Source organism: Micromonospora sp. HNM0581, assembly GCF_012726175.1.
GTDB lineage: Bacteria > Actinomycetota > Actinomycetes > Mycobacteriales > Micromonosporaceae > Micromonospora.
The window spans coordinates 46,202-67,529 of the sequence record NZ_JAASAD010000009.1; the positions used below are offsets into that span (position 1 = coordinate 46,202).

Sequence of the window (21,328 nt, forward strand, 5' to 3'; positions counted from 1 at the left end):
GGTGGGCGGCAGGTCACGCCCGGCGTTCCTGGTTCGCTTCCGCGACCGGTGGTGTTCCCGCCTCGACGAAGACGAACCGTCGGTACGACCAGAATCGGAACAGCGTGCCGAACCCGGTGCCCACGACGAAGCTGGCGACGTTGTCGGCCAGCGGGGTCCGGAAGACGGACGGCCAGATGCTGCCGAGCCCGTAGTGGCTGATGGCGAGGCAGGCCACCGCGATGCCCAGCCCAACCGTGTTGAAGAAGAAGAACAGGGCGTACTCCCGCGCCGGGTGGGAGCGTTTGCGGTGCCGCCAGGTCCAGAACCGGTTGCCCAGGAAGGCGAAGGTCGCGGCGATGACCGTCGCGATCGTCTTCGCGGTGATCTGCTCCACGCCCTGCGGCCCGATCAGGTAGTTGAACAGGGCGAAGTCGATGAGGAAGGCGACCCCGCCGACGGTCGCGAACTTGCTCATCTCCCGGACGAGGTGACCGAAACGGTCGATCAGGGTGCGAACCAGACCCCGGCGGGTCTGCCGGGAGTCTGTCTCACCTGTCATTGTGGCGGCCACCGTGCGAGCGTACCGGTTGGCGGCCTCGGGAGCGGGTAGCAACCGGTAGCGGGACGCGCCGTCGCGGGGGCACGGACCTGCGTCGACGGAACGTAACGGTACATGTGCGTTCGGGTTTCGATATCCGGTTCGGTACTCCCGGTCGTGAGAATCTCCGCCGCCTCGGTGCGGCTGCCGTCGACGGAAGGGTCCCGGAGGATTTGCGTGAAACTGCGCGTGAAAGCGGGTAAAGGCTCGTGAAGCCGCAGCGTGACCGTACCTTGTGCAGTTCTTCACAACCAGTCCCACTGACGGGAGAGGTCCCTCGGTTTACGCTGAGGCCAATCCCAGGTTTCCACGAAGGCGACGCACAACGCGGCGCCGAGACTCGTGCACTCCATAGACAGGTCAGCGTCGACCACAAGGAGATGTGTCATGGTTGCTCCGGCCACCGTTCGGGGTATCGATCAGGCCCCTACGTCCCACCCGAAACTGCTCGCCTGGGTCCGTGAGGTCGCTGAACTGACCACCCCTGACCAGGTCGTCTGGGTGGATGGGTCCGACCAGGAATGGCGTCGTCTCACCGACGAGCTGGTCGAGACCGGCACGCTCGTCCGGCTCAACCCCGAGAAGAAGCCGAACTCGTTCTACGCCCGCACCGACCCGACGGACGTCGCCCGGGTCGAGGAGCGCACCTTCATCTGCTCCGTGGACGAAGCGGACGCCGGACCCACGAACAACTGGATGGCTCCGGCTGAGATGAAGCGGACCATGACGCAGCTCTACCGCGGCTCGATGCGTGGCCGGACGATGTACGTCATCCCGTTCTGCATGGGCCCGGTCGAAGCCGAGAGCCCGATGTTCGGCGTCGAGATTACCGACAGCCCGTACGTGGTCGCCTCGATGCGGATCATGACCCGGATGGGTGCCGCTGTCCTGCGGGCCATGGGTGACGACGCGGACTTCGTGCGCGCCCTGCACTCGATCGGGGTGCCGCTGGCCCCCGGTCAGCAGGACGTCGCCTGGCCGTGCAACGACACCAAGTACATCTCCCACTTCCCGGAAACCCGCGAGATCTGGTCCTTCGGCTCCGGGTACGGCGGGAACTCGCTGCTCGGCAAGAAGTGCTACTCGCTGCGGATAGCCAGCGTCATGGGACGCGACGAGGGTTGGCTCGCCGAGCACATGCTGATCCTGAAGATCACCTCTCCGGAGGGGAAGGTCTACCACATCGCCGGTGCCTTCCCGTCCGCCTGCGGGAAGACCAACCTGGCCATGCTGGAGCCGACCATCCCCGGCTGGAAGGTCGAGACGATCGGCGACGACATCGCCTGGATGCGGTTCGGCCCTGACGGCCGGCTCTACGCGGTCAACCCGGAGTACGGCCTGTTCGGCGTCGCCCCGGGCACCGACTGGAAGACCAACGCCAACGCCATGCGGACGCTGGACCGGGGCAACTCCATCTTCACGAACGTCGCCCTCACCGATGACGGTGACATCTGGTGGGAGGGCATGGGCGAACCGCCGGCCCACCTGATCGACTGGAAGGGCAACGACTGGACGCCGGAGAGCGAGAACCTTTCCTCCCACGCGAACAGCCGGTTCTGCACCCCGATCACCCAGTGCCCGATCCTGGCCGAGGACTACTACGACCCCAACGGCGTACCGATCGACGCGATCCTCTTCGGTGGCCGGCGTCGCGACACCGTTCCCCTGGTGACCGAGGCCCGGGACTGGGTGCACGGCGTCTACCTGGGGGCCACGCTCTCCTCGGAGACCACAGCAGCCGCCTCCGGTGCCGTCGGTGTGGTCCGTCGTGACCCGATGGCGATGCTTCCGTTCATCGGCTACCACGGTGGCGACTACTTCCGGCACTGGATCGAGATGGGCAAGGGCGCCGACGGCGACGAGTCGAAGCTGCCCAAGGTGTACTACGTCAACTGGTTCCGCAAGGACCCGGAGGGCGGTTTCCTGTGGCCCGGCTTCGGTGAGAACTCGCGGGTGCTCAAGTGGATCGTCGAGCGGATCGAGGGCCGCGCGGACGCCGTCGAAACCCCGATCGGGATGGTTCCGACCCTCGACTCGCTCGACGTCGAGGGACTGGACCTGACGCCGGAGGATGTCCGCATCGCGCTGAAGGTGGACCCGGACGAATGGCGGAACGAACTGCCGCTGGTCACCGAGTGGTTCGACAAGTTCGGCGACAAACTGCCCGGCGTCCTCTGGGCCGAGCTGGATGCGCTCCGGGCCCGTCTCGACGCGGAGCAGCCGCAGCGGGGGGTGTGACCGACGCCGGATCCGGGCATCATCGGATTCCATGAGAACGGCCGCCGAGACCGAGGTCCGGCGGCCGTTCGCCGTCCGGGCACTGACCCCACTGCTGGCGGTGACGGCTGCGGCCACCGTCGTGGTGGAGGTGCTCAACTGGTGGTACGCGCCGGAGCAGGGCTTCGGGCTCGCCGTACGCACCGGCTGGGCGATGCTGCGCTCGTTCGGTTTCCTGCTGCTCATCGGGCATGTGCGGCGCGGCCGGACAGTGGCCCGTCCGTTCGGTCTGATCCTGGTCGTCACCACCGTCGCCGCGGTCGGTCGGCTGATCGTGCCCCGGCAGGGCGTACCATCACTGCCCGGGCTGATCGGGTTCGCTCTGCTCGTCGGGCTCTGCGCGACAGTTGTCCTGCTGCTGTACCGGTCGTCGGCGCTCGCCGGACACCTGGTCAGGCACCGGTCGCGGCTGGTGATCGACCGCTCCGGTATTTCCTGGCGGGAGATGCCACCGAGCCGGCCGGAGGCGAGCGCGTGGCTGCTGACCGCCCGGGTGGCGGCGTTCACCTACAGCCCGCTGATGCTGGTGCCGGCCCTGGTCGCCGCCGCCGCGATCCTGGACGGGCGGTTGCTCGCCGTGCCCGCCGTGCTGCTCTGGCTGGGTGCCGGAATCGTGACGAGCTATCTGGTGCTGTTCTGCACGGCTTTCCTCCTGCGCGGCCGGCGTTGGGCGGGCACACTGCTCACCGTCGTCACGGTTGCCGTGCTCGCTGTCGATCTTCCGTTGTGCTGGTGGCTGCTCGGTGTCGACGGCCTGCTACGTGACGGTGCGCCTCTGGTCGTGGCCGCACTGCTCACGATCCACGGCATCCACCGTGCCGCCCACCCAGCCTGATACCCGTCACACCAGTGCGGGCTCATTCGTAGGTCCTTCAGGCTAGGTCGGGTCCCGCAGCGGACGCAGGGCCTTCGCGGGGCAGGTACGAAGGCAGACGTGACGCTCCGGTTCGGAGCGGGAGGAGAACGCCGTGCGTGACGATTTCGACGTGGTGGTGGTCGGGGCCGGACCCGCAGGGGTGGCGGCCGCACTGGCGGCCCGGCAGGCGGGCGCCGATGTGTTGCTGTTGGACCGGGCCGTGTTCCCCAGGGACAAGGCCTGCGGTGACGGTATCGCCGCGCACGCACTCGACGTACTCGCCGAACTGGGTGTGCGTGACGCGGTGGCCGGTTTCGCCCCGGTGTCGGCGTTGCGGCTGGTGGCGCCGGACGGCGGTGCTGTGGCGCGGGCGTTGCCCCGACCCGCGTACACCGTGCCCCGGCAGGTGTTCGACGCCCGGTTGGTCGCGGCGGCGATGCGCCAGGGCGTGCCGTTGGGTCGGCGGGTGGTGCGCCGGGTCGAGGTGCGCGGCGACCGGGTGGTGCTGGACGGCGAGATCTCCGCGGGGGTGGTGGTGGGCGCCGACGGCGCCGGGTCGGTCGTGCGCCGCGCGCTGGGCGAACCGGCCAATCCGGACCGTCACCTGGCGCTTGCCATCCGGGGGTACGCGCCCACACCGCCCGGTCCGCCCGCCCAGCTCATCGTCACCTCGGCCACCCGCTGGCCGGCGTACGCCTGGTCGTTCCCGATCGGCGACGGCCGGGCGAACGTCGGGTACGGGGAGGTGCTGCGGGGCGAGTCGCTGACCCGCGCACATCTGCTCGATCGGCTGTCCGCGCTGCTGCCGGGCACCGATCCGGCGACGGTCGACTCGCTGCGCGCCCATCACCTACCCCTGTCCACGTTCCGCCCGGTGCCGGGTCGAGGTCGGGTGGTGCTCGCCGGCGACGCGTACTCGCTGGTCAACCCGCTCACCGGCGAGGGGATCTTCTACGCGTTGCGGTCCGGTGCGTTGGCGGGGTGCGCCGCCGCCGGTGCTCCGGAGCAGGCGGCACGGCGGTACGCGGCAGCCCTGCGCCGTCGGCTCGGCACCCATCTGCGGCACAGTACGGCGGCGGCGTGGCTGGCCCGACGTCGTCGGGTGGTGGACGCGGCGGTGCGGGCGGCCGGCCGGGACGGACTGGTCTTCGGCAGGGTGGCTGAGCTGGGACTGGGCGATGGTCTGCTGGACGGCCGGACGCTCGGCCTGATCGCCCTCGGCCTGTCGGTGCGGCAACGGCCACCGGCACACTGATCCGTACGAGGGCTCGCTACCCTGCTAGGTGATGAGTCTGCGGAAACTTCTCTACTCCGTCTACGAGCGGCGGCTCACGGCCAAGCTCGCGGGTCGCCCGGTGCCCCGCCACGTGGGCGTGATGTGTGACGGCAACCGCAGATGGGCGCGGGAGATGGGCTTCGTCGATCCGAACGACGGGCACCGGATGGGCGCCGAGCGGATCAAGGAACTGCTGCGGTGGTGTGACGCAGCCGGCGTGGGGCACGTGACCCTGTGGTTGCTCTCCACCGACAACCTTTCGCGTCCGGCGGCGGAGTTGGATCCCCTGCTACAGATCATCGAGGATCTCACCACCGAGCTGGCCGAGGAGGGCAATCCCTGGCGACTGCGGATGGTGGGTGCGCTGGACGTGCTGCCGACGCGCCTCGCGACGGCGCTCAAGGCCGCCGAGGAACGGACCCGGGAACGCACCGGCAACGCCCAGGTGAACATCGCCGTCGGCTACGGCGGGCGACGGGAAATTGCCGACGCGGTCCGCTCGTTGCTGTTGGAGCACGCGGCGAACGGCGGCACGCTTGAGGATCTGGCCGGGTCGCTCGACGTCGACGACATCTCCGAGCACCTGTACACCCGGGGTCTGCCGGATCCGGATCTGATCATCCGGACCAGCGGGGAGCAACGCCTCTCCGGCTTCATGCTGTGGCAGTCAGCGCACTCGGAGTTCTACTTCTGCGAACTCAACTGGCCGGATTTCCGGCGTGTCGACTTCCTCCGCGCGCTGCGTTCGTACGCCACCCGTCAGCGCCGCTACGGGGTCTGAGCCACGGCACGGTGCAAGACGGAGCATCCGCCGCTCAGGTGAGGTGGTGGGTGGCTCCGGTGAGAAAGTCCCCCAGGTCGGCGGGGGAGTCGATGGTGAGGTCAGCGGCCTCGGCGACTTCGGCACCGGTCTCCGGGTTGGCGACGGCGACGCAGACCCCGAGGAAGTCGGGGTCTGCGGCGGCGCGGCCCCGCAGCGCGGCGAAGGCCTTGATGTCGGAAACGTCGTCGCCGAAGTACCAGGCCGCGCGAACTCCCCGCACCAGTTCGTCGATCACCATGCCTTTGTCCCGGTCGACCGGTGGCTTGATCTCCAGGACCATCCGCCCGACCTGCACCCGCAGGCCGAGGCGCTCGGCCTGTTCCCGGCCCCACCGCTCGACGGTGGTGGCGAGCTGCGGCGTGGTACGCCAGTGCAGGGCGACCGACAGCCGCTTGTATTCCACGAGGGTGCCGGGGGGCAGCTCGGCGCGGGCGAGTTCGGCGAGTTCGGCCATTGTGGGCACCCACGGCAGGGCGGCCGGTTCGGTGACCGTAGCGCCGCCGGAGTGGCTGTGTTCCAGGCCGTAGAGCCCGTACAGATCGACTCCGGTGAGCCCATCGAAGTGTTCGCGCAGGAAATCCACCGGCCGGGCCGAGACGATCGCGATGCGTCGCACGACGGTGGCGAGTGTCGCGATGGCGGTCAGTACCTTCGGCGCGGGCTGGACCTGCGTCGGATCGTCGGCGACCGGCGCGAGGGTGCCGTCGAAGTCGAAGAAGAGGACGGTCTCGGCCGCCCGGTCGGCGGTTTCCCGCCAGGCCTGGTCGGCGTTCAGGGGGGTCTTCGGCTGCTGGTTGCCCAGATTCAACGGCGGCACGCGCGACAGCGTACCCCGGGTTCGACTACTCAATCCTGATGTGAATCCGCTGTGGGTGACGGGCGTTACTCAGCGTTCGGCGGCTCCACGTCCCCGGCGACCGAACGGCACCACCGCCGCTTCCTGGCCGTGGCTGAGCAGGTAGCCCTCCACGAAGCCGGAGTTGCGGTCGCCGGCGTGCGCTTCGATCTCCCGCAGCCGTTCCACAAGGAACTCGGTGAGCGCGGTGAGCCGGTCGTTGAGCCGGTCGTGCAGCTCGGCAACGACAGCGAGGACCACTGCGGTGCCCGCGGCGGTGAGCGCGAAAAGGTTGACGAGCAGTGGAAGCTGCCCGCCGTTGAGGGTCAGGGTCACCGCGTTACCGGTGATGCACAGCGTCACCGAGACCGTCGCGACCATGACAGCCAACCATTTCAGGGTCATGGGGAGACCCCCTTCTGTCCCGCAGGGCTGGGTTCGGCCTTGTCCCGTCCCCCCGCCGACGACGAGCCCAAGCAGTACGAATACGGACGCTAGCGTGTCCGATCCCGCCACGTAGCGAAACGAATGAGGCTGTCCTGCCGTTCTTTCGCCATCTGAGGAACTGTGACGGACCTGCCGGTCTTCGCCGTCGGCCCCGGCGGGGACACCGTTGCACCGCGCTAGCTCGCGGCGTCCCCTCGTTTCTGGGCGCCGAGCGGCAGGGTCGGGCGGTACGCGAGGTAGCGGATGGTCTCCCGGATGTGGAACTTCTCCGCGTCCGAGACGTCGGGGTCCACCAGTCGGCGGAGCAGTGCCTCGACGTCGGGGTCCATCGGCGGTGGTGACGTGGAGGTCCGTCGGGTGGCTGTCCGCTCCCAGCCCAGCGCCGCGAAGGCGACGGTCGGGTCGAGCCCGAGGCCCTCGCAGAAGGCAACCACCCGTTCGGCCTCCGGGTCGCTTGCCCAGTCGCCGCGTACCCACCGGTTGATGGTCTGCCGTGAGACGCCGGTACGTCGGGAGACTTCGGTGCCGCTCCAGGCCCGGGTCGCGCGGGCTTCGTCGAGGGCGCGTCGGACGAAGGTGGCGAAGGCAATCTTCCGCGCGTTGGCCGTCTCGGTCACCTCGTGACCGTACGACCGTTGAGCCTTGGTAGCGGCAACTGCCACGCGTCTGTCACGCTTGCGTGACGACGATCCGGTATGACCGGAGGGGGGTCCGGGGCTTTTCATGAGGGGTCTCACCTGGGCAGGATAGATGTGCGTAGGTGTGGAGGCAAACGGACGAAAAGCTGATACTGTCACGCCCATGGGACAACCTACGGTGTGTCGCGTGTATGAGACGTTCAGTGCTCACCTGCGTCACGCGCCCGGTGCGAGGGAGGCGCGGTGACCGAACTCGCTACCCGCGCCCAGGCGTTCAGCCTGGTGGCCGAGGGGGTCGCCGCCGGGCTCAGCGCGCCCTGGCGCGTCTACCTCGCCCGAGGCTGCCGCCACCTGTCGCTGAGCGTGGGGGACCGGGCCGAGTGGAATGCCTGGCGGACCCACCTCGGCTGCCCGGAACTGAGTGTCCGGGTCTACGACGCCGGTGGCGAGATCCGCCGCTCCTCGATGGCCGAGGTGGTCATGGACGGCTGCCGGATCAGCGTCGAACTGGTGGAGGAGATCGGCACCGACGACCTGGACCGGCTCCTGGCCGTCGACCCCACCAGCATCGAGCCGGAGGAACGATGAGGGCCGCGCGGCACCCTGGGGCCGCCGGATGAGCCCGTTCCTGGCGATCTTCCTCGTACTCGTGCTCGCGGCGACGAGCTACGCCGCCGGCCGGCTGCACGGGCAGCTCAGCTACCGGATCGGTTACCGCTTCGGCTACCGGCAGGGCTACTTCGACGGAGACCGTGGCGCATGGAACCGGCGCCGTCGGGACGCCCAGGCGGCCATCGCCTCGGCACTCGCCGTCACCGGGCCCCCGCCGTCTCCCGCTCGGTTCGCGGCCACCGTGCACCCGCTTCAGCCACGCGGTACGGGCACGTCAGCTCCGGCCCTGCGTACCGATGGACCGTCGGGTGAAATCGAGGACACTGCCGCCGCGCGCCCGGGTACCACCTACACCGGTCGGTCCTTCGGAGAGTCGGCCGCTTCGGCCACCGGGCGGAACCCGACCGGCACCCTGGTCCGACGGACCGGGTGAACCGGTCGACGGGCGCCAGGCCCGTGCACAGCGCGGCGCGTACGCCCTGCGGGCTGCGCCGCCGGGGTCACGTCGAATCGTTGGCGGTGGCCCCACCGGCCGGGATGCGCGCAGGGGGCATGCATCCCGGCCGGTTCACCGCATCGGCCCTTACAGGTTGGGTCCGAAACCGCTCGCCGGCACCCGTTCACGAACGACCACTAGCCGCGACGGGTGCGGAGAGCTAGCGTCTAGGCATGGCGCGGGGTTGTCCCGAGCCAGCCGGCCCGCCCGGCCTGCGACCTCGCGCACGGGGCCCGCATCCGACCCCGTGTCAGCCGGGCATCCGGAGGAGGCGGACCGCGGATGGCCGGGTGCCCATCCGCCGGAGCAGGCCTGTGACGACTCGCCGTACGACCGCCGGTGCCGACCAGGGCCCGGCCGCGACTACCACGACCCGCCGCAGCACCCGGAGCCGCCGTACGGCGGCAGCCGGTTCGGCCGACCCCAGGGAGCCTCGACCAGCGGGCCAGTCCTTCGTGCTGGACACCTCGGTACTGCTGAGTGACCCGGCGGCGTTTCATCGCTTCGCCGAACACGAGGTGGTGCTTCCGCTGGTGGTGATCTCCGAGCTGGAGGGCAAGCGGCACCACCCGGAGTTGGGCTGGTTCGCGCGTCAGTCCCTGCGCATGCTCGACGAGCTGCGGGTGCGCCACGGCCGGCTCGACCGGCCGGTTCCCGCGAACGACGTCGGTGGCACGCTGCGGGTGGAGCTGAACCACACCGATGACGGGGTGCTCCCGCCGGGCTTCCGCAACGAGTCCAACGACGCCCGGATCCTCTCCGTCGCGCTGAACCTGGCCGCCGAGGGGCAGGAGGTGACCCTGGTCAGCAAGGACATGCCGTTGCGGGTGAAGGCCGCTTCCGTCGGGCTGCGCGCGGACGAGTACCGGCACGGTCAGGCCAGCGACCCGACCTGGACGGGGATGTCCGAGCTGGAGCTCACCGAGGACGACATCGGCAGGCTCTACGCGGGAGATGTCATCGACGTGGACGCGGCGGCGGGCCTGCCCTGCCATACCGGTCTGGTGTTGCACTCGTCCCGGGGCTCGGCGCTCGGCCGGGTGCTACCGGACAAGACGGTGCGGCTGGTCCGTGGTGACCGGGAGGCGTTCGGCGTACACGGACGTTCGGCCGAACAGCGGGTCGCGCTCGATCTGCTGCTCGACGAGTCGATAGGCATCGTGTCGCTCGGTGGCCGGGCCGGCACCGGAAAGTCCGCTCTGGCGCTGTGCGCGGGGCTGGAGGCGGTGATGGAGCGTCGCCGGCACAAGAAGGTGATCGTCTTCCGGCCGTTGTACGCCGTCGGCGGGCAGGAGCTGGGCTATCTGCCTGGCTCGGAGTCGGAGAAGATGTCGCCCTGGGCTCAGGCGGTCTTCGACACCCTCGGCGCGGTGGTGCACGAGAACGTGCTGGAGGAGGTCACCTCACGCGGTCTGCTGGAGGTGTTGCCGCTCACTCACATCCGGGGGCGGAGCCTGCACGACGCCTTCGTCATCGTCGACGAGGCACAGTCGCTGGAGCGTGGGGTGTTGTTGACGGTGCTCTCGCGGATCGGCCAGGGCTCCCGGGTGGTCCTCACCCACGACGTCGCGCAGCGGGACAATCTGCGGGTCGGTCGACACGACGGTGTCACTGCGGTGATCGAGGCGTTGAAGGGGCATCAGCTGTTCGCGCACGTGACGCTCAGTCGTTCGGAGCGGTCGCCGATCGCCGCGATGGTGACGGACCTGTTGGAGGATGTCCCGACCTGAGGGTTTGTTTAGGGGTATTGCGTTGATTTTTGTGTGACCCACGTCACATTAAGAGTCCGTGGTTTCCCATCAGCCTCACTGTGCGCGATCGTGTCCCACGGGCGCCCATGTACCCGACGCATCGCTGGTGATCGTTAGCGACTCTGTTGCCGGAGCGGACGACACCGGGAGGCGACGCGGTGCATCCAGGTGGCCGGCACGCCGGCCACGGGCGCCCGTGGTGCGCTACGACCAGGAGCGGTCGGAGTGCACCGCGACCTCGACCCCGACGAAGGGATCACTTCGTGAGTCGGCCGTGGAGCCGGTTCGCCGCCCGCACCGCAGCCGTTGCGCTGTTGTCGGTGGGCGTGGCCGGCGGTTTCTACCTCAGTGAGGACCGCCAGTCCCAGCGCTCAGGCCCCGGCGCCCAGGTTGCCGGCAGCGTGAGCGATATCGACGTGAACGTCGAATACCGGCAGAAGGAGTCCGTCTCCCGCCAGGTCCGCACCGTACGGCAGCAAGCCACCGAGGTGAGGAAGCAGGCCAAGGCCGCCGCCGAGAAGGCGCGCAAGGCCGAGGAGGCGGCACGTAAAAAGGCCGAGGAGGAGGCTGCCAAGGAGGCTGCGGCCCGGGCCGCGAAGCCGTACGACGGTCCGATCCCCGAGTCCTGCGAGGAGTACAGCGGCAACCGCAAGGTCGGCTGCGCACTCATGATGGACGCAGGGTTAAAGATCGATCAGTTTCCCTGCCTGGACAAGCTGTGGAACAAGGAAAGCGGTTGGAACCACAAGGCCCGTAACAGTTCCTCCGGGGCGTACGGCATCCCGCAGGCGTACCCGGGCAACAAGATGTCCTCGGTCGCAGACGACTGGGAAACCAACCCGGTCACCCAGATCAAGTGGGGGCTCGGCTACATCAAGGGCCGCTACAGCACTCCCTGCGCGGCGTGGAACCACTCGCAGAGCAACGGCTACTACTGAGCTGAACCACGGTGGTGGGGCGCGGCGGACGGCGCCCCGCCACTGTGTGGCTGGTACCGGGAAAAGTGGCGGCCGTGGGAGTTTGCTGATAGCTGTTGACGGGTGACCCTGCTCCCCGGAAACGGCGATCCCTACCGGTTCGGCACCCTGGCCTTCTACGCGTCCATCGGCCGCGCGTTCGTCGCCATGTGCGCGGTGGTTCCGGTGCTGTTCCTGATCGAGGGCCTCGACGTCTGGCTCGGCGCCGGCTTCGACTCCGCAGCCGGGATCATCCCGCAGCGCATCGACGGGCTGGACGGCGTCTTCTTCTCCCCGCTGCTGCACCACGGCTTCGACCACCTCTACAGCAACAGCATCCCGCTGATCCTCCTCGGCACCTTCGTGCTGGCGGCGGGCGCCCGGCGGTTCCTCTGGTCGACACTGGTGATCGTCCTGGTCAGTGGGCTAGGCGTGTGGTTCACCGGCTCGTCGAACACGATCGTGGTCGGCGCCAGCGGGGTGATCTTCGGATATCTCGGCATCCTGCTCACCCGGGGCATCTTCGAGCGGAGCTGGTGGAACTTCGCGGTCTTCCTGCTGGTCGGGCTGCTCTACGGCGGCCAACTGGTCGGTGTCCTACCCACCGACGAACGGATCTCCTGGCAGGGCCACCTGTTCGGGTTGCTCGGTGGAATCGTGGCCGCCATCATCTTCCGCCGTCGGTCCGACCTCGACGGGCCGTACCGTTCCGAGTCGCCGATGACCATGCCGTGAAACGTCCGCCGAGGGCGGCGACCGCCACAGCAACCAAAGTGAGGACGACGCCGAGCAGCGTGGTCGGGTCGGGCGGTGCGGTCCCGGCCGGCACGAGCGCATCCAGAAGCACCGCACCCACCACCTGGCCGGCGACGGTGGCCAGGCCGAGCAGCAACACACCGGTGAGTCGGACCACCGCAGCAGCCACCGCGATGAACGCGATACCGATCGGCCCGCCGAGGTAGAGCCAGAGATCGTCGGGCAGCCCGCCCGGAGGCGGGCCACGCAGCGCGAGACTGCCGACGAACGCGACGAGCAGCACTGCCGTACCGGCGGAGAAGTTGACGAGCGTCGCGGTGAGCGTACTGTCGGTCACCATCCGAACCCAACCGTTCACCGCCTGCTGCCAGGCCACCGCCACCCCGGCCAGCAGCGGCAGCACGGCCAAGCCGAGCGTCGTCGGCTCGCGGAACCGTTCGCTGACCGCCAGCAGTACCGCGACCACGGTCAGCGCCGCCCCGGCAAGTCGGGCGCCGGTCACCGGTCGTCGGCCGCTCGGGCCGATCCCCGCCCGGTCCACGAGCAGGCTACTGGCGGACTGGCCGGCCACGACCGCCACCGTGAACACCGCAACTCCCAGGGTGCCGACGGTGGCGCCCTGGGTGAACACCAGGAACGCGCCGCAGGCACCGCCGAGACACTGCCAGGGCCGCAGAGTTCCCCGGCTCAGGGCGGTGCGTAGGGTGGCCAGCCCGCGTCGTCCGGCCTTGGTGGCCGGGACCAGCACCAACAGCAGCAGAAGGCCGGTACCGAACGAGACGACAGCGGCGGCGGTCCCGTCACCGAGGCGTACGCCCAGCTCGCCGTTGATCCGCGACTGCGTCGCCACCGCGACCCCGGCTACGGTCGCCAGCACCACCGCGCCGAAACGGCGACCCGCCGACACCGCCGGTCGGGTCGCCGTGGGGGCACTCAAGCCTGTTCGTCCAACGGCCGACCATCGAAGTCGACCGCCGAGTACAGTGCCAGCTTCTCCAGGCGGTGGTACGAGTCGATGACCCGGATGGTGCCGCTCTTGGAGCGCATCACGATCGACTGGGTGTACGCCCCACCGGCCCGGTACCGCACGCCGCGCAGCAGGTCCCCGGAGGTTATGCCGGTGGCCACGAAGAAGCAGTTGTCACCGGTGACCAGGTCGTCGGTGGTGAGTACCCGGTCCAGGTCGTGGCCGGCCGCGACGGCTTTCTCACGTTCGGCCTCGTCCCGTGGCCAGAGCTTGGCCTGCATCATGCCGCCCATGCACTTGAGGGCGCAGGCGGCGGTGATGCCCTCCGGTGTGCCGCCGACGCCCATCAGCACGTCGACGTCCGACTCGCCGCGCGCTGCGGCGATGGCACCGGCGATGTCACCGTCGGAGATGAAGCGGATGCCGGCCCCGGCGTGACGGATCTCGTCGACCAGGCCGTCGTGCCGGGAACGGTCGAGCACACAGACCGTGACCTCGGAGATGCTCGTGCCCTTGGTCTTCGCGATGCGACGGAGGTTTTCGACCGTACCGGCCTCGATGTCGACCACGTCGGCGTAGGCCGGGCCCACGGCGAGCTTCTCCATGTAGAAGACCGCGCTGGGGTCGAACATCGCACCGCGTTCGGCCACCGCCAGCACCGCGAGGGCGTTCGGCATTCCCTTGCTCATCAGGGTGGTGCCGTCGATCGGATCCACCGCGACGTCCACCTCGGGACCAGCGCCGTCGCCGACCTGCTCACCGTTGAACAGCATCGGGGCGTTGTCCTTCTCACCCTCGCCGATCACCACGATCCCTTTCATTGGAATCGAGTTGATCAATTTGCGCATCGCGTCGACGGCGGCACCGTCGCCGCCCTCCTTGTCGCCCCGGCCGACCCACCGGCCGGCGGCCATCGCCGCCGCCTCGGTGACCCTGACCAGGTCGAGGGCGAGGTTGCGGTCGAGATTCTGGGGAGTTCGCGTCCTGATAGTGGTCATGAGATCGGCTCCTCCTCGCTGCGGTGCGGGGCGGGCCGGCGTTGCCGGCTTCGTTCCTGATCCTCACACGATGGCGGACGCGCAGCCGGGTCGGGGCGGTGATGAGACGGATACCGCCCGTCGGGCGGCTGCGAGAATGGCGGGGTGGAACCCGCACAGCCCGCTGACCGCGCGCCCGACGACGAACCCGTGCCACCACCCGCGCCCGCCGCCAAGAACGAGCGGTCACCACGGGACATGGCCATCTCGCTGCTGGTGCTGCTGATCCCGATCGCCCTGCTCATCGCCTTCTACCGGGGCTTCCTCGGGGGGGACACGCCGACCACGGTCGATCCGGCGCCCGCCTTCGAGCAGGCGAAGTTGGCCGGCGCGTTCCCGGTCAGCGAGCCGGCCGAGCTGGGCGGCGGGTGGCGGGCCGTGCGCGCCACCTACCGCACGGCCGAGGATGGGGCGACCCTCCGGGTGGGATATGTCACCCCCGAGGGTCGAGGCCTGCAACTCGTGCAAAGCAACGTGCCCCCGGACCGGCTGCTACCGGCCGAGCTGACCGACGAGGGCCGGCCGCAGGGGCGGACAGATCTCGGGGCCGGCACCTGGCAGCGGTACACGGCCCGCGGCAACGAGCAGGCGTTGGTGCTGCTCCAGCCGGAACGTACGGTGATCGTCGTGGGTGATGCGCGCGACAACGAGCTGCGGGAGCTCGCCACAGCCGTCGATTGACAGCGGCCGGGCGCGAGGGGTAGCCGAGTCGGCTGCCCCCTACGTGTCGGCCCTGAACGCTACGCTCCCCGGGTTCGATGCCTGATCGGGCTGTCGTCGGGTCAGGTCTTTCCGTCCGAAGAGAGATGATCTGTGAAGATTCGACGGTGGAGCGTGGGCCTCGTCGCCGCCACGCTGCTCGTTCCCGGTCTCGCCGCCTGCAGCAACTCCGGTAGTGACACGCCCTCGGCGGCCTCCCCGGCCGAGGCGGGCGTTCCCGCCGACCCCGAGGCCGCGCTGGTGGCCTCCACGAAGGGGCTGGCTGAGGGCAACTTCACCTTCACCATCGTGGCTGACTCGATGACCGGCAGGGGCACGTTCCACAAGCCCAGCAACAGCGCCCAGATGACGATGGCCATCGGTGACGAAGACTTCACCATGGACTTCGACCTCATCCAGATCCAGCCCGACACCTGGGTGAAGGTCAACCTGGGTGACCTGTTCGACGGCGTCCCGGGGATGGAGGCGATCAAGGACAAGTACCAGCACCTCGACGCCACCAAGGCCAAGGAGGCGAAGAACCTCGACGTCTTCAAGGAGGGCACCGACCCGGCCGACGCCGCCGGCATGTTCGAGGGCCTCGCCGAGGTGCGGAAGACCGGCGAGGGCGCATACAGCGGCACCTTCGACCTCACCGCCGTACAGGACTCGGTGGCCGCCGACGAGGACATGATCAAGGCACTGGGTGACAAGGCCAAGACGATCCCGTTCACCGCGAAGCTGGACGCTGAGGGCCGGCTGAGCGAGCTGGTCATGTCCATCCCGGCGGCGGGCGAGACCAAGGCACAGGACATCAAGGTCACCTACGGCGACTACGGTGCTGCGTCCGCAGTGCAGAAGCCAACGGCGGACCAGGTGATCGACGCGAGCGACCAGACCTACGAGATGTTCAAGTAGGTCGAGCCGGCGCATCGAGGGCGGGCTCAGCCCACCCTCGATGGCGTCCCTCGGCGCGCTGGCGACCACCGGCGGCCGCACCGGAGTGGATTGCCAGGGCGGGTGGCAGGGAACAGAGCAGAGGAGCCTCCGGCGCGAGAAGGCACCGGATGACCCTGCTGGGAGACACCGATGACCGTTCGACGACTCGGCGCCGGCCTCGTGGCCGTCGCCTTCCTCACGCCCGGCGTCGCCGGCTGCACCACCACCGGTGACGCCGGACCGAGCGCCACACCGTCCGTCACCACCCCCGCCACCGGTGCCGCACCCGAGGTCGACATCGACGCGAAGCAGGCGCTGCTGGACTCGACCCGGGAGATCAGCAACGGCAACTTCAGGTTCAGCATGTCCGGTGCCGGCTCCACGGCGGAGGGGCAGGTGCACCAGCCGAGTCAGAGCGCTGAGATGCGGGTACGCCTCGGCGAGTCGACCGACGACCTGGCGATCAGCCTCGACCTCATCCACGCGAAGCCGGACAGCTGGGTGAAGTTGGACCTCCAGGGCCAGGCGGCCACCGGCGTACCCGGTGTGGACCGGCTCAACCTCGGCAAGTACCACCACCTCGACCAGAGCCGGATCGAGGGCAACCGTAGTCTCGGCTTCGACTTCGACCAGGTCGACCCGGCCGGCAGCGAGGTGTTGACCCAGGCGGTCGTCGATGTCCGTCGTACCGGCGACGGGGCGTATGCCGGCACCCTCGACCTTTCCGAGGCGGCCGACGCCGGAGCACTCGACCCGACCGTGATCACCACGCTCGGCGGGGAGGCGAAGCCGGTGCCGTTCACCGCGGTGACCGACGCCCAGGGACGACTCGTCGAGATGGTCATCCAGCTGCCGGAGGGCGGGCAGCCCACCGGGCAGGAGGTCCGGGTGACCTACTCCGACTACGGCAACGCGACCGAGGCGACCAGGCCCCCGGCCGACCAGGTCGTCGAGGCGCCACCGGAGCTGTACGACCTGTTCGACTGAGCGGGACGACCTACCGGGGCATGTCTTCCAGCGGAGGACGGCACGCCCCGCCAGCGATGAGCTGCGAGCGTCACGGCGGGAGCCGACCAGCTCCCGCCGTGACGTCTGTGCCGCTCGGACGGCCGTGCCCCTATCCGGGTCGGCAGGGTCGGCTGTCCGGGCCCGCTGCGGGACCCCATCAGCCTGGTCGAACGCTCTGGTCGGGCCGTACGGCGTCGATGCGGACACGGGCACCGTCGAGCTGACGTTGGCAGATGGCCGCCAGCGCCTCGCCGCGTTCCCACAGCGCCAGTGACTCCTCCAGCGAGGTGCCGCCGGCCTCCAGCCGCTCCACCACCGAGGCAAGTTCGGCGCGGGCCTGTTCGTAGCTGAGCCGCTCGTCCGACCCGCTGGTCTTCTCGTCAGTCATCGCACCCATCTCAGCACAACCGACCCAGGCCACCGTCGACCGCACCGCCGCTCGACCGCACCGGCTGTCGGGACGTGCCGGCGCTGGCCAACCGACCGGAGGCGGAGCGGGGCCGGCAAGTCAGCCGCCGACCGTGGCGGACAGTTCGCCGTCGGCGAGACGGACCCGCAGCGGGTCGCCGGGCGTCACCTCGCCGGCCGCGCGTACGACATGACCGTCGGCGCGCTGGACGATGGCGTACCCGCGGTCCAGGGTGGCGGCCGGGGAGAGAGCGCGCAACCGGGCCCGGGTGTGCCGGAGGTCGTCGTCGGCGGCGGCGAGGCGGTGTTCCAGACAACGGTCGGCGCGCTGGCGCAGCGCGGCCAACTCGGCGGCCCGCTGCTCGATCATCACCTGCGGTCGGGCCAGCACCGGTCGGGAGCGCAACGCGTCGATGCGGTGGGCTTCCCGATCGACGAGATTGTGTACGGCCCGACGCACCCGGTGCCGGGCCTGCGTGATCAGGCGTACCTCCTCGGCCAGGTCGGGCACCACCCGTTTGGCCGCGTCGGTGGGGGTCGACGCCCGAACGTCGGCCACGTAGTCGACAAGCGGTGCGTCTGTCTCGTGGCCGATGGCGCTGACCACCGGTGTGCGGCAGGCGAACACGGCCCGGCACAGCGCCTCGTCGGAAAAGGGGAGCAGATCCTCGATGCCACCCCCGCCCCTAGCCAGGATGATCACGTCGATGCTCGGGTCCGAGTCCAGCACCTTGAGCGCGTCCACGATCTGCGGGACAGCGGTCGGGCCCTGCACGGCGACGTTCACCGTCCGGAACTCCACCGCCGGCCAGCGTCGGCGGGCGTTCGTCAACACGTCCCGCTCGGCGGCGCTGGCCCGACCGGTGATCAGCCCGATGCGTTGCGGCAGGAAAGGTGGGCGGCGTTTACGCGCCCGGTCGAACAGTCCCTCAGCGGCCAGAAGCTTCTTGAGCTTTTCCAGTCGAGCGAGCAGCTCACCGAGGCCGACCTGGCGGATCTCGTCCGCACGCAGGCTGAGCGTGCCCCGGGCGGCGTAGAACTCGGGTTTGGCGTGCAGCACCACACGGGCGCCCTCGCGCAGCTCCGGCGCGCCGGAATCGAGCACGTCGCGGTTCGTGGCGACGGTGAGACTGAGGTCGGCGGACGGGTCACGCAGCGTCAGGAACACCGTGCTGGCGCCGGGACGCCGACTGATCTGCGCCACCTGTCCGTCCACCCACACCCAGCCGAGTCGAGCGACCCAGGCGCCGATTTTCTGACTGACCACCCGCACCGGCCACGGATCCTCCGAACTGCTCTTCCCGCCAGCCCCTTCGCTCACCCGCCCACCCTACGGTTCACTGCGCCGACCGGCTGTGATCAAGACCTGCCGTGTCCGGTGGTGGTGGTCGTCGTCGGTGGAGTCATGATCGTCCGGTTCGGGCGTCGCGGCAGCCGCTGCCGGGTCCGGAACGGGCACGTACGATGAACGGGTGACTGAGGCTGAGACGACTTCCCGGACCGGCAAGCGCGTGCTCCTGGCCAAGCCCCGCGGGTACTGCGCGGGCGTGGACCGGGCGGTGCAGACCGTCGAGGAGGCGCTCAAGCTCTACGGTGCCCCCATCTACGTCCGCAAGCAGATCGTGCACAACACGCACGTGGTGCGGACGCTCGAAGCCCAGGGCGCGATCTTCGTGGAGGAGAACGAGGAGGTGCCCGAGGGTGCCACAGTGATCTTTTCCGCGCACGGCGTGGCACCCGAGGTCTATGAGCAGGCCAGACAGCGGTCGTTGAAGGCGATCGACGCCACCTGCCCGCTGGTGACGAAGGTGCACCACGAGGCCAAGCGGTTCGCCGCCGAGGACTACGACATCCTGCTCATCGGTCACGAGGGGCACGAGGAGGTCATCGGCACCTCCGGCGAGGCGCCGGAGCACATTCAGCTGGTGGACGGCCCGGAAGACGCCGACCGGATCACCGTGCGGGACCCGAACAAGGTGGTCTGGTTGTCGCAGACCACCTTGTCGGTGGACGAGACGATGGAGACCGTCGCCCGGCTGAAGAAGCGGCTGCCGATGCTCCAGTCGCCGCCCAGCGACGACATCTGCTACGCCACCAGCAACCGGCAGCACGTGATCAAGGAGATCGCGCCGGAGTGCGACGTGGTGATCGTCGTCGGCTCGCGCAACTCGTCGAACTCGGTACGCCTGGTCGAGGTGGCCCTGGACGGCGGCGCCCGGGGCGGCCACCTGGTCGACTTCGCCCACGAGATTCAGGACGCCTGGCTGACCGATGCGCGGACAGTGGGCCTGACCTCCGGGGCGAGCGTGCCGGAGGAGTTGGTGCAGCAGGTGCTGGCGCATCTCGCCGAGCGCGGATTCACCGACGTCGAGGAGGTCGTGACCGCGAACGAACGGCTCACCTTCTCGCTGCCCCAGGAACTCAAGCGTGACATGAAGGCCGCTGCGGCGGCCCGCGACTGACGGAGCCGGGAAGGTCGATGGAACTGTTCACCGTCCCGGCGCGTCGAAGCCTGGCATGAGAGCCCTTCGGATTGCCGCCACCGCGTTGATCGTCTGCACGGCGCTCGCCGCCTGCGCCGGCCAGGATACGGGGGACGGCACCACCACCCCGACCCCGACGGGAGCGTCACCCGTGACCGAGCTGCCGACTCCGGACCCGACCGGGCCCGCGCCCTCCGATCCGGTGGACACGACGGCACCGACCACCCGACCGACGGTGCGACCCACCGGCACGTCGAAGCCACCGGTGACCGCAGAGATCACCCTGACCGGCCGGGTCGAATCCGGCATCGAACCGGGCTGTCTGCTGCTCGACGGCTACCTGCTGCTCGGTGGGGATCGTGACGTGCTCACCTCCGGTGAGACGGTCACGGTCACCGGTCGTGCAGATCCGACCCTGATGACCACCTGCCAGCAGGGCACCCCCTTCGTGGTGGCGTCGGCAAGACGCGGCTGATCGCGGTCGCGGCCGCCCGGCGGCGGCCGACGACGTGGATCATTCGATGGCAGGATGCCCGGGTGCGGTACCGAACGATGCTTCCCGCAGCAGCCGGCATCCTAGCCGTCGTCCACGTAGTCGGAATCTTCGTGGACGAGCCGCTGCTGCCTCAGGCCGAAATGCTCGCGCTGCTGCTGCTGGCGGCATACGCCCTGTCAGCCGGGTACACCCCTGTGATCCCGGCCCCGCCTGCTGTGTCATCTACGCCGGACCTGGCCGTGCCGGTCGTGCGCTGGGTTGTGCCGGTGGCGCTCACCACGTTGATGGTCGACGCGTGGCATTCGATGCCCATCGCGGATGCCAGGCGCCTGGCCTTTCTGGCGGTGGATCCACCCGATCCGGCGCTTGTGGTCACCGCAGAAGTTCGGGAGAACTGGGCGGGCATGGTCTTCGTTTCGATGCTGGCGCTGACGGCGCGGCTCGGTGGTGGCCGCCCGGGGCGGCCGGCGACTGTCGGGATGGTACTGGCCGCGGTGCTGGTGACCGGGTACGCCTTCGTACGCTCAGTCGCCGAATACACGGAGGTGTGGGAGCTTCGGCGACAGCACCCCGGCGTTGACGGTGACTCGCTCGCAAGGATCGCCGCCACCGGGGTAGCGGGACTGCTGCCGCTCGCGCTGGCGCTCGGCGCGATCGTCCTGGTGGCCCTGCTCCTCGCCCACCGGCTGCGGCTCGCGGCAGGTGGTGCTGTACTGCTGGTGCTGGTCGCGCTGATCCGGGTCGACGCGGTCATCGGGAGCCCGCCCCAGCCCCCGCACCTGATCGACCGTGGTGGCGTCTTCACCGCTGCCACCCAGACAGTGCCCGGCTTCGCCGCGCACGGCCCGGCGATGGTTGCCGCCCTGGAACTGGCCGCGTACCTGCTGCTCGTGGTGGGCCTGTACGCCGGCCGCACGGGCCGGTCTCCGGCACCTGACCGCCCCGAACCGGTCGGTACCTGAGTGGACAGGCGGAAGCCCGTCTCCGG

At 69.5% G+C, this 21,328-nt stretch carries 23 protein-coding genes; 15 read left to right on the plus strand and 8 right to left on the minus strand.

What is annotated here, in order from left to right:
* Nucleotides 1-13 precede the first annotated feature (13 nt).
* Complete coding sequence (locus tag HCA58_RS23165; RefSeq protein ID WP_205808514.1) at nt 14-541, minus strand: GtrA family protein; 528 nt, start codon at nt 539-541, stop codon at nt 14-16.
* A gap of 426 nt (nt 542-967) precedes the next feature.
* Here HCA58_RS23165 and HCA58_RS13245 point away from each other — a divergent pair, with 426 nt between their 5' ends.
* The 4 genes from HCA58_RS13245 to HCA58_RS13260 all read left to right on the plus strand — a co-directional run bounded on the left by HCA58_RS13245 (nt 968) and on the right by HCA58_RS13260 (nt 5,770).
* Complete coding sequence (locus HCA58_RS13245) at nt 968-2,818, plus strand: phosphoenolpyruvate carboxykinase (GTP) (RefSeq protein WP_169598122.1); 1,851 nt, start codon at nt 968-970, stop codon at nt 2,816-2,818.
* 31 nt (nt 2,819-2,849) lie between these two features.
* Nucleotides 2,850-3,692, plus strand: coding sequence for a hypothetical protein (locus tag HCA58_RS13250; protein ID WP_169598123.1), 843 nt, complete (start codon nt 2,850-2,852; stop codon nt 3,690-3,692).
* A gap of 133 nt (nt 3,693-3,825) precedes the next feature.
* On the plus strand, nt 3,826-4,968 hold the full coding sequence (locus tag HCA58_RS13255; protein WP_169598124.1) for a geranylgeranyl reductase family protein: 1,143 nt from the start codon (nt 3,826-3,828) through the stop codon (nt 4,966-4,968).
* Nucleotides 4,969-4,999: 31 nt separating this feature from the next.
* Entirely contained in the window at nt 5,000-5,770 is a 771-nt protein-coding gene (locus HCA58_RS13260) for an isoprenyl transferase (protein WP_169598125.1), read from the plus strand.
* Between the two features lie 34 nt (nt 5,771-5,804).
* On the opposite strand, the gene otsB is transcribed toward HCA58_RS13260, so the two are convergent.
* The 3 genes from otsB to HCA58_RS13275 all read right to left on the minus strand — a co-directional run bounded on the left by otsB (nt 5,805) and on the right by HCA58_RS13275 (nt 7,711).
* Nucleotides 5,805-6,629: a trehalose-phosphatase gene (gene otsB, locus HCA58_RS13265; RefSeq protein ID WP_169598126.1), complete on the minus strand. Its 825-nt coding sequence runs from the start codon at nt 6,627-6,629 to the stop codon at nt 5,805-5,807.
* Between the two features lie 69 nt (nt 6,630-6,698).
* Nucleotides 6,699-7,052 (minus strand): hypothetical protein, encoded by a 354-nt coding sequence (locus HCA58_RS13270; RefSeq protein WP_169598127.1) that lies wholly within the window; start codon nt 7,050-7,052, stop codon nt 6,699-6,701.
* 218 nt (nt 7,053-7,270) lie between these two features.
* Nucleotides 7,271-7,711, minus strand: a complete 441-nt coding sequence (locus HCA58_RS13275; protein ID WP_169598128.1) for a helix-turn-helix domain-containing protein — start codon at nt 7,709-7,711, stop codon at nt 7,271-7,273.
* Between the two features lie 264 nt (nt 7,712-7,975).
* On the opposite strand from HCA58_RS13275, the gene HCA58_RS13280 reads away from it, so the two are divergent.
* The 5 genes from HCA58_RS13280 (at nt 7,976) to HCA58_RS13300 (ending at nt 12,282) form a co-directional block, all read left to right on the plus strand.
* Nucleotides 7,976-8,320 (plus strand): hypothetical protein, encoded by a 345-nt coding sequence (locus HCA58_RS13280; RefSeq protein ID WP_169598129.1) that lies wholly within the window; start codon nt 7,976-7,978, stop codon nt 8,318-8,320.
* Nucleotides 8,321-8,348: 28 nt separating this feature from the next.
* Nucleotides 8,349-8,777, plus strand: a complete 429-nt coding sequence (locus tag HCA58_RS13285) for a hypothetical protein (protein WP_169598130.1) — start codon at nt 8,349-8,351, stop codon at nt 8,775-8,777.
* 377 nt (nt 8,778-9,154) lie between these two features.
* A complete protein-coding gene (locus HCA58_RS13290; protein ID WP_169598131.1) occupies nt 9,155-10,570 on the plus strand; it encodes a PhoH family protein in 1,416 nt (471 codons plus the stop codon).
* Between the two features lie 284 nt (nt 10,571-10,854).
* A complete protein-coding gene (locus tag HCA58_RS13295; RefSeq protein ID WP_169598132.1) occupies nt 10,855-11,529 on the plus strand; it encodes a lytic transglycosylase domain-containing protein in 675 nt (224 codons plus the stop codon).
* A 102-nt stretch (nt 11,530-11,631) separates the two neighbouring features.
* Nucleotides 11,632-12,282, plus strand: coding sequence for a rhomboid family intramembrane serine protease (locus HCA58_RS13300; RefSeq protein WP_169598133.1), 651 nt, complete (start codon nt 11,632-11,634; stop codon nt 12,280-12,282).
* Here HCA58_RS13300 and HCA58_RS13305 read toward each other — a convergent pair.
* Together HCA58_RS13305 and glpX are read right to left on the minus strand one after the other, a co-directional pair.
* Nucleotides 12,215-13,210 carry a DMT family transporter gene (locus tag HCA58_RS13305; protein ID WP_346775984.1) on the minus strand — a complete coding sequence of 332 codons (996 nt, stop codon included), beginning with the start codon at nt 13,208-13,210 and terminating at the stop codon, nt 12,215-12,217. The genes HCA58_RS13300 and HCA58_RS13305 overlap by 68 nt on opposite strands.
* A gap of 26 nt (nt 13,211-13,236) precedes the next feature.
* Nucleotides 13,237-14,268 (minus strand): class II fructose-bisphosphatase, encoded by a 1,032-nt coding sequence (gene glpX / locus HCA58_RS13310; protein ID WP_169598134.1) that lies wholly within the window; start codon nt 14,266-14,268, stop codon nt 13,237-13,239.
* A gap of 144 nt (nt 14,269-14,412) precedes the next feature.
* Between glpX and HCA58_RS13315 the strand changes: the two genes are divergently transcribed.
* The 3 genes from HCA58_RS13315 to HCA58_RS13325 all read left to right on the plus strand — a co-directional run bounded on the left by HCA58_RS13315 (nt 14,413) and on the right by HCA58_RS13325 (nt 16,932).
* Nucleotides 14,413-14,988, plus strand: a complete 576-nt coding sequence (locus HCA58_RS13315; protein ID WP_169598135.1) for a DUF4245 domain-containing protein — start codon at nt 14,413-14,415, stop codon at nt 14,986-14,988.
* Between the two features lie 132 nt (nt 14,989-15,120).
* A complete protein-coding gene (locus HCA58_RS13320) occupies nt 15,121-15,924 on the plus strand; it encodes a hypothetical protein (protein ID WP_346775978.1) in 804 nt (267 codons plus the stop codon).
* Between the two features lie 171 nt (nt 15,925-16,095).
* The gene (locus HCA58_RS13325; protein ID WP_169598136.1) at nt 16,096-16,932 is read left to right on the plus strand and encodes a hypothetical protein; all 837 of its coding nucleotides are present in this window, start codon (nt 16,096-16,098) and stop codon (nt 16,930-16,932) included.
* Between the two features lie 178 nt (nt 16,933-17,110).
* On the opposite strand, the gene HCA58_RS13330 is transcribed toward HCA58_RS13325, so the two are convergent.
* Both HCA58_RS13330 and xseA read right to left on the minus strand, forming a co-directional pair.
* On the minus strand, nt 17,111-17,341 hold the full coding sequence (locus tag HCA58_RS13330) for an exodeoxyribonuclease VII small subunit (RefSeq protein WP_169598137.1): 231 nt from the start codon (nt 17,339-17,341) through the stop codon (nt 17,111-17,113).
* 120 nt (nt 17,342-17,461) lie between these two features.
* Nucleotides 17,462-18,682 (minus strand): exodeoxyribonuclease VII large subunit, encoded by a 1,221-nt coding sequence (gene xseA / locus HCA58_RS13335; protein WP_169598138.1) that lies wholly within the window; start codon nt 18,680-18,682, stop codon nt 17,462-17,464.
* Nucleotides 18,683-18,833: 151 nt separating this feature from the next.
* Here xseA and HCA58_RS13340 point away from each other — a divergent pair, with 151 nt between their 5' ends.
* From HCA58_RS13340 to HCA58_RS13350, 3 genes are all read left to right on the plus strand, one after another.
* On the plus strand, nt 18,834-19,823 hold the full coding sequence (locus HCA58_RS13340; RefSeq protein WP_169598139.1) for a 4-hydroxy-3-methylbut-2-enyl diphosphate reductase: 990 nt from the start codon (nt 18,834-18,836) through the stop codon (nt 19,821-19,823).
* A gap of 55 nt (nt 19,824-19,878) precedes the next feature.
* Nucleotides 19,879-20,319 (plus strand): hypothetical protein, encoded by a 441-nt coding sequence (locus HCA58_RS13345; protein WP_169598140.1) that lies wholly within the window; start codon nt 19,879-19,881, stop codon nt 20,317-20,319.
* Between the two features lie 62 nt (nt 20,320-20,381).
* Complete coding sequence (locus tag HCA58_RS13350) at nt 20,382-21,302, plus strand: hypothetical protein (RefSeq protein WP_169598141.1); 921 nt, start codon at nt 20,382-20,384, stop codon at nt 21,300-21,302.
* Nucleotides 21,303-21,328 lie beyond the last annotated feature (26 nt).

What these genes read in the sequence shown, in the direction of transcription:
- HCA58_RS13285 (WP_169598130.1), top strand. Translation starts at nt 8,349, where the DNA reads ATGAGCCCGTTCCTGGCGATCTTCCTCGTACTCGTGCTCGCGGCGACG.
- HCA58_RS23165 (WP_205808514.1), bottom strand. Translation starts at nt 541, where the DNA reads ATGACAGGTGAGACAGACTCCCGGCAGACCCGCCGGGGTCTGGTTCGC.
- glpX (WP_169598134.1), bottom strand. Translation starts at nt 14,268, where the DNA reads ATGACCACTATCAGGACGCGAACTCCCCAGAATCTCGACCGCAACCTC.
- HCA58_RS13245 (WP_169598122.1), top strand. Translation starts at nt 968, where the DNA reads ATGGTTGCTCCGGCCACCGTTCGGGGTATCGATCAGGCCCCTACGTCC.
- HCA58_RS13325 (WP_169598136.1), top strand. Translation starts at nt 16,096, where the DNA reads ATGACCGTTCGACGACTCGGCGCCGGCCTCGTGGCCGTCGCCTTCCTC.
- HCA58_RS13260 (WP_169598125.1), top strand. Translation starts at nt 5,000, where the DNA reads ATGAGTCTGCGGAAACTTCTCTACTCCGTCTACGAGCGGCGGCTCACG.
- HCA58_RS13345 (WP_169598140.1), top strand. Translation starts at nt 19,879, where the DNA reads ATGAGAGCCCTTCGGATTGCCGCCACCGCGTTGATCGTCTGCACGGCG.
- HCA58_RS13330 (WP_169598137.1), bottom strand. Translation starts at nt 17,341, where the DNA reads ATGACTGACGAGAAGACCAGCGGGTCGGACGAGCGGCTCAGCTACGAA.
- HCA58_RS13250 (WP_169598123.1), top strand. Translation starts at nt 2,850, where the DNA reads ATGAGAACGGCCGCCGAGACCGAGGTCCGGCGGCCGTTCGCCGTCCGG.
- HCA58_RS13270 (WP_169598127.1), bottom strand. Translation starts at nt 7,052, where the DNA reads ATGACCCTGAAATGGTTGGCTGTCATGGTCGCGACGGTCTCGGTGACG.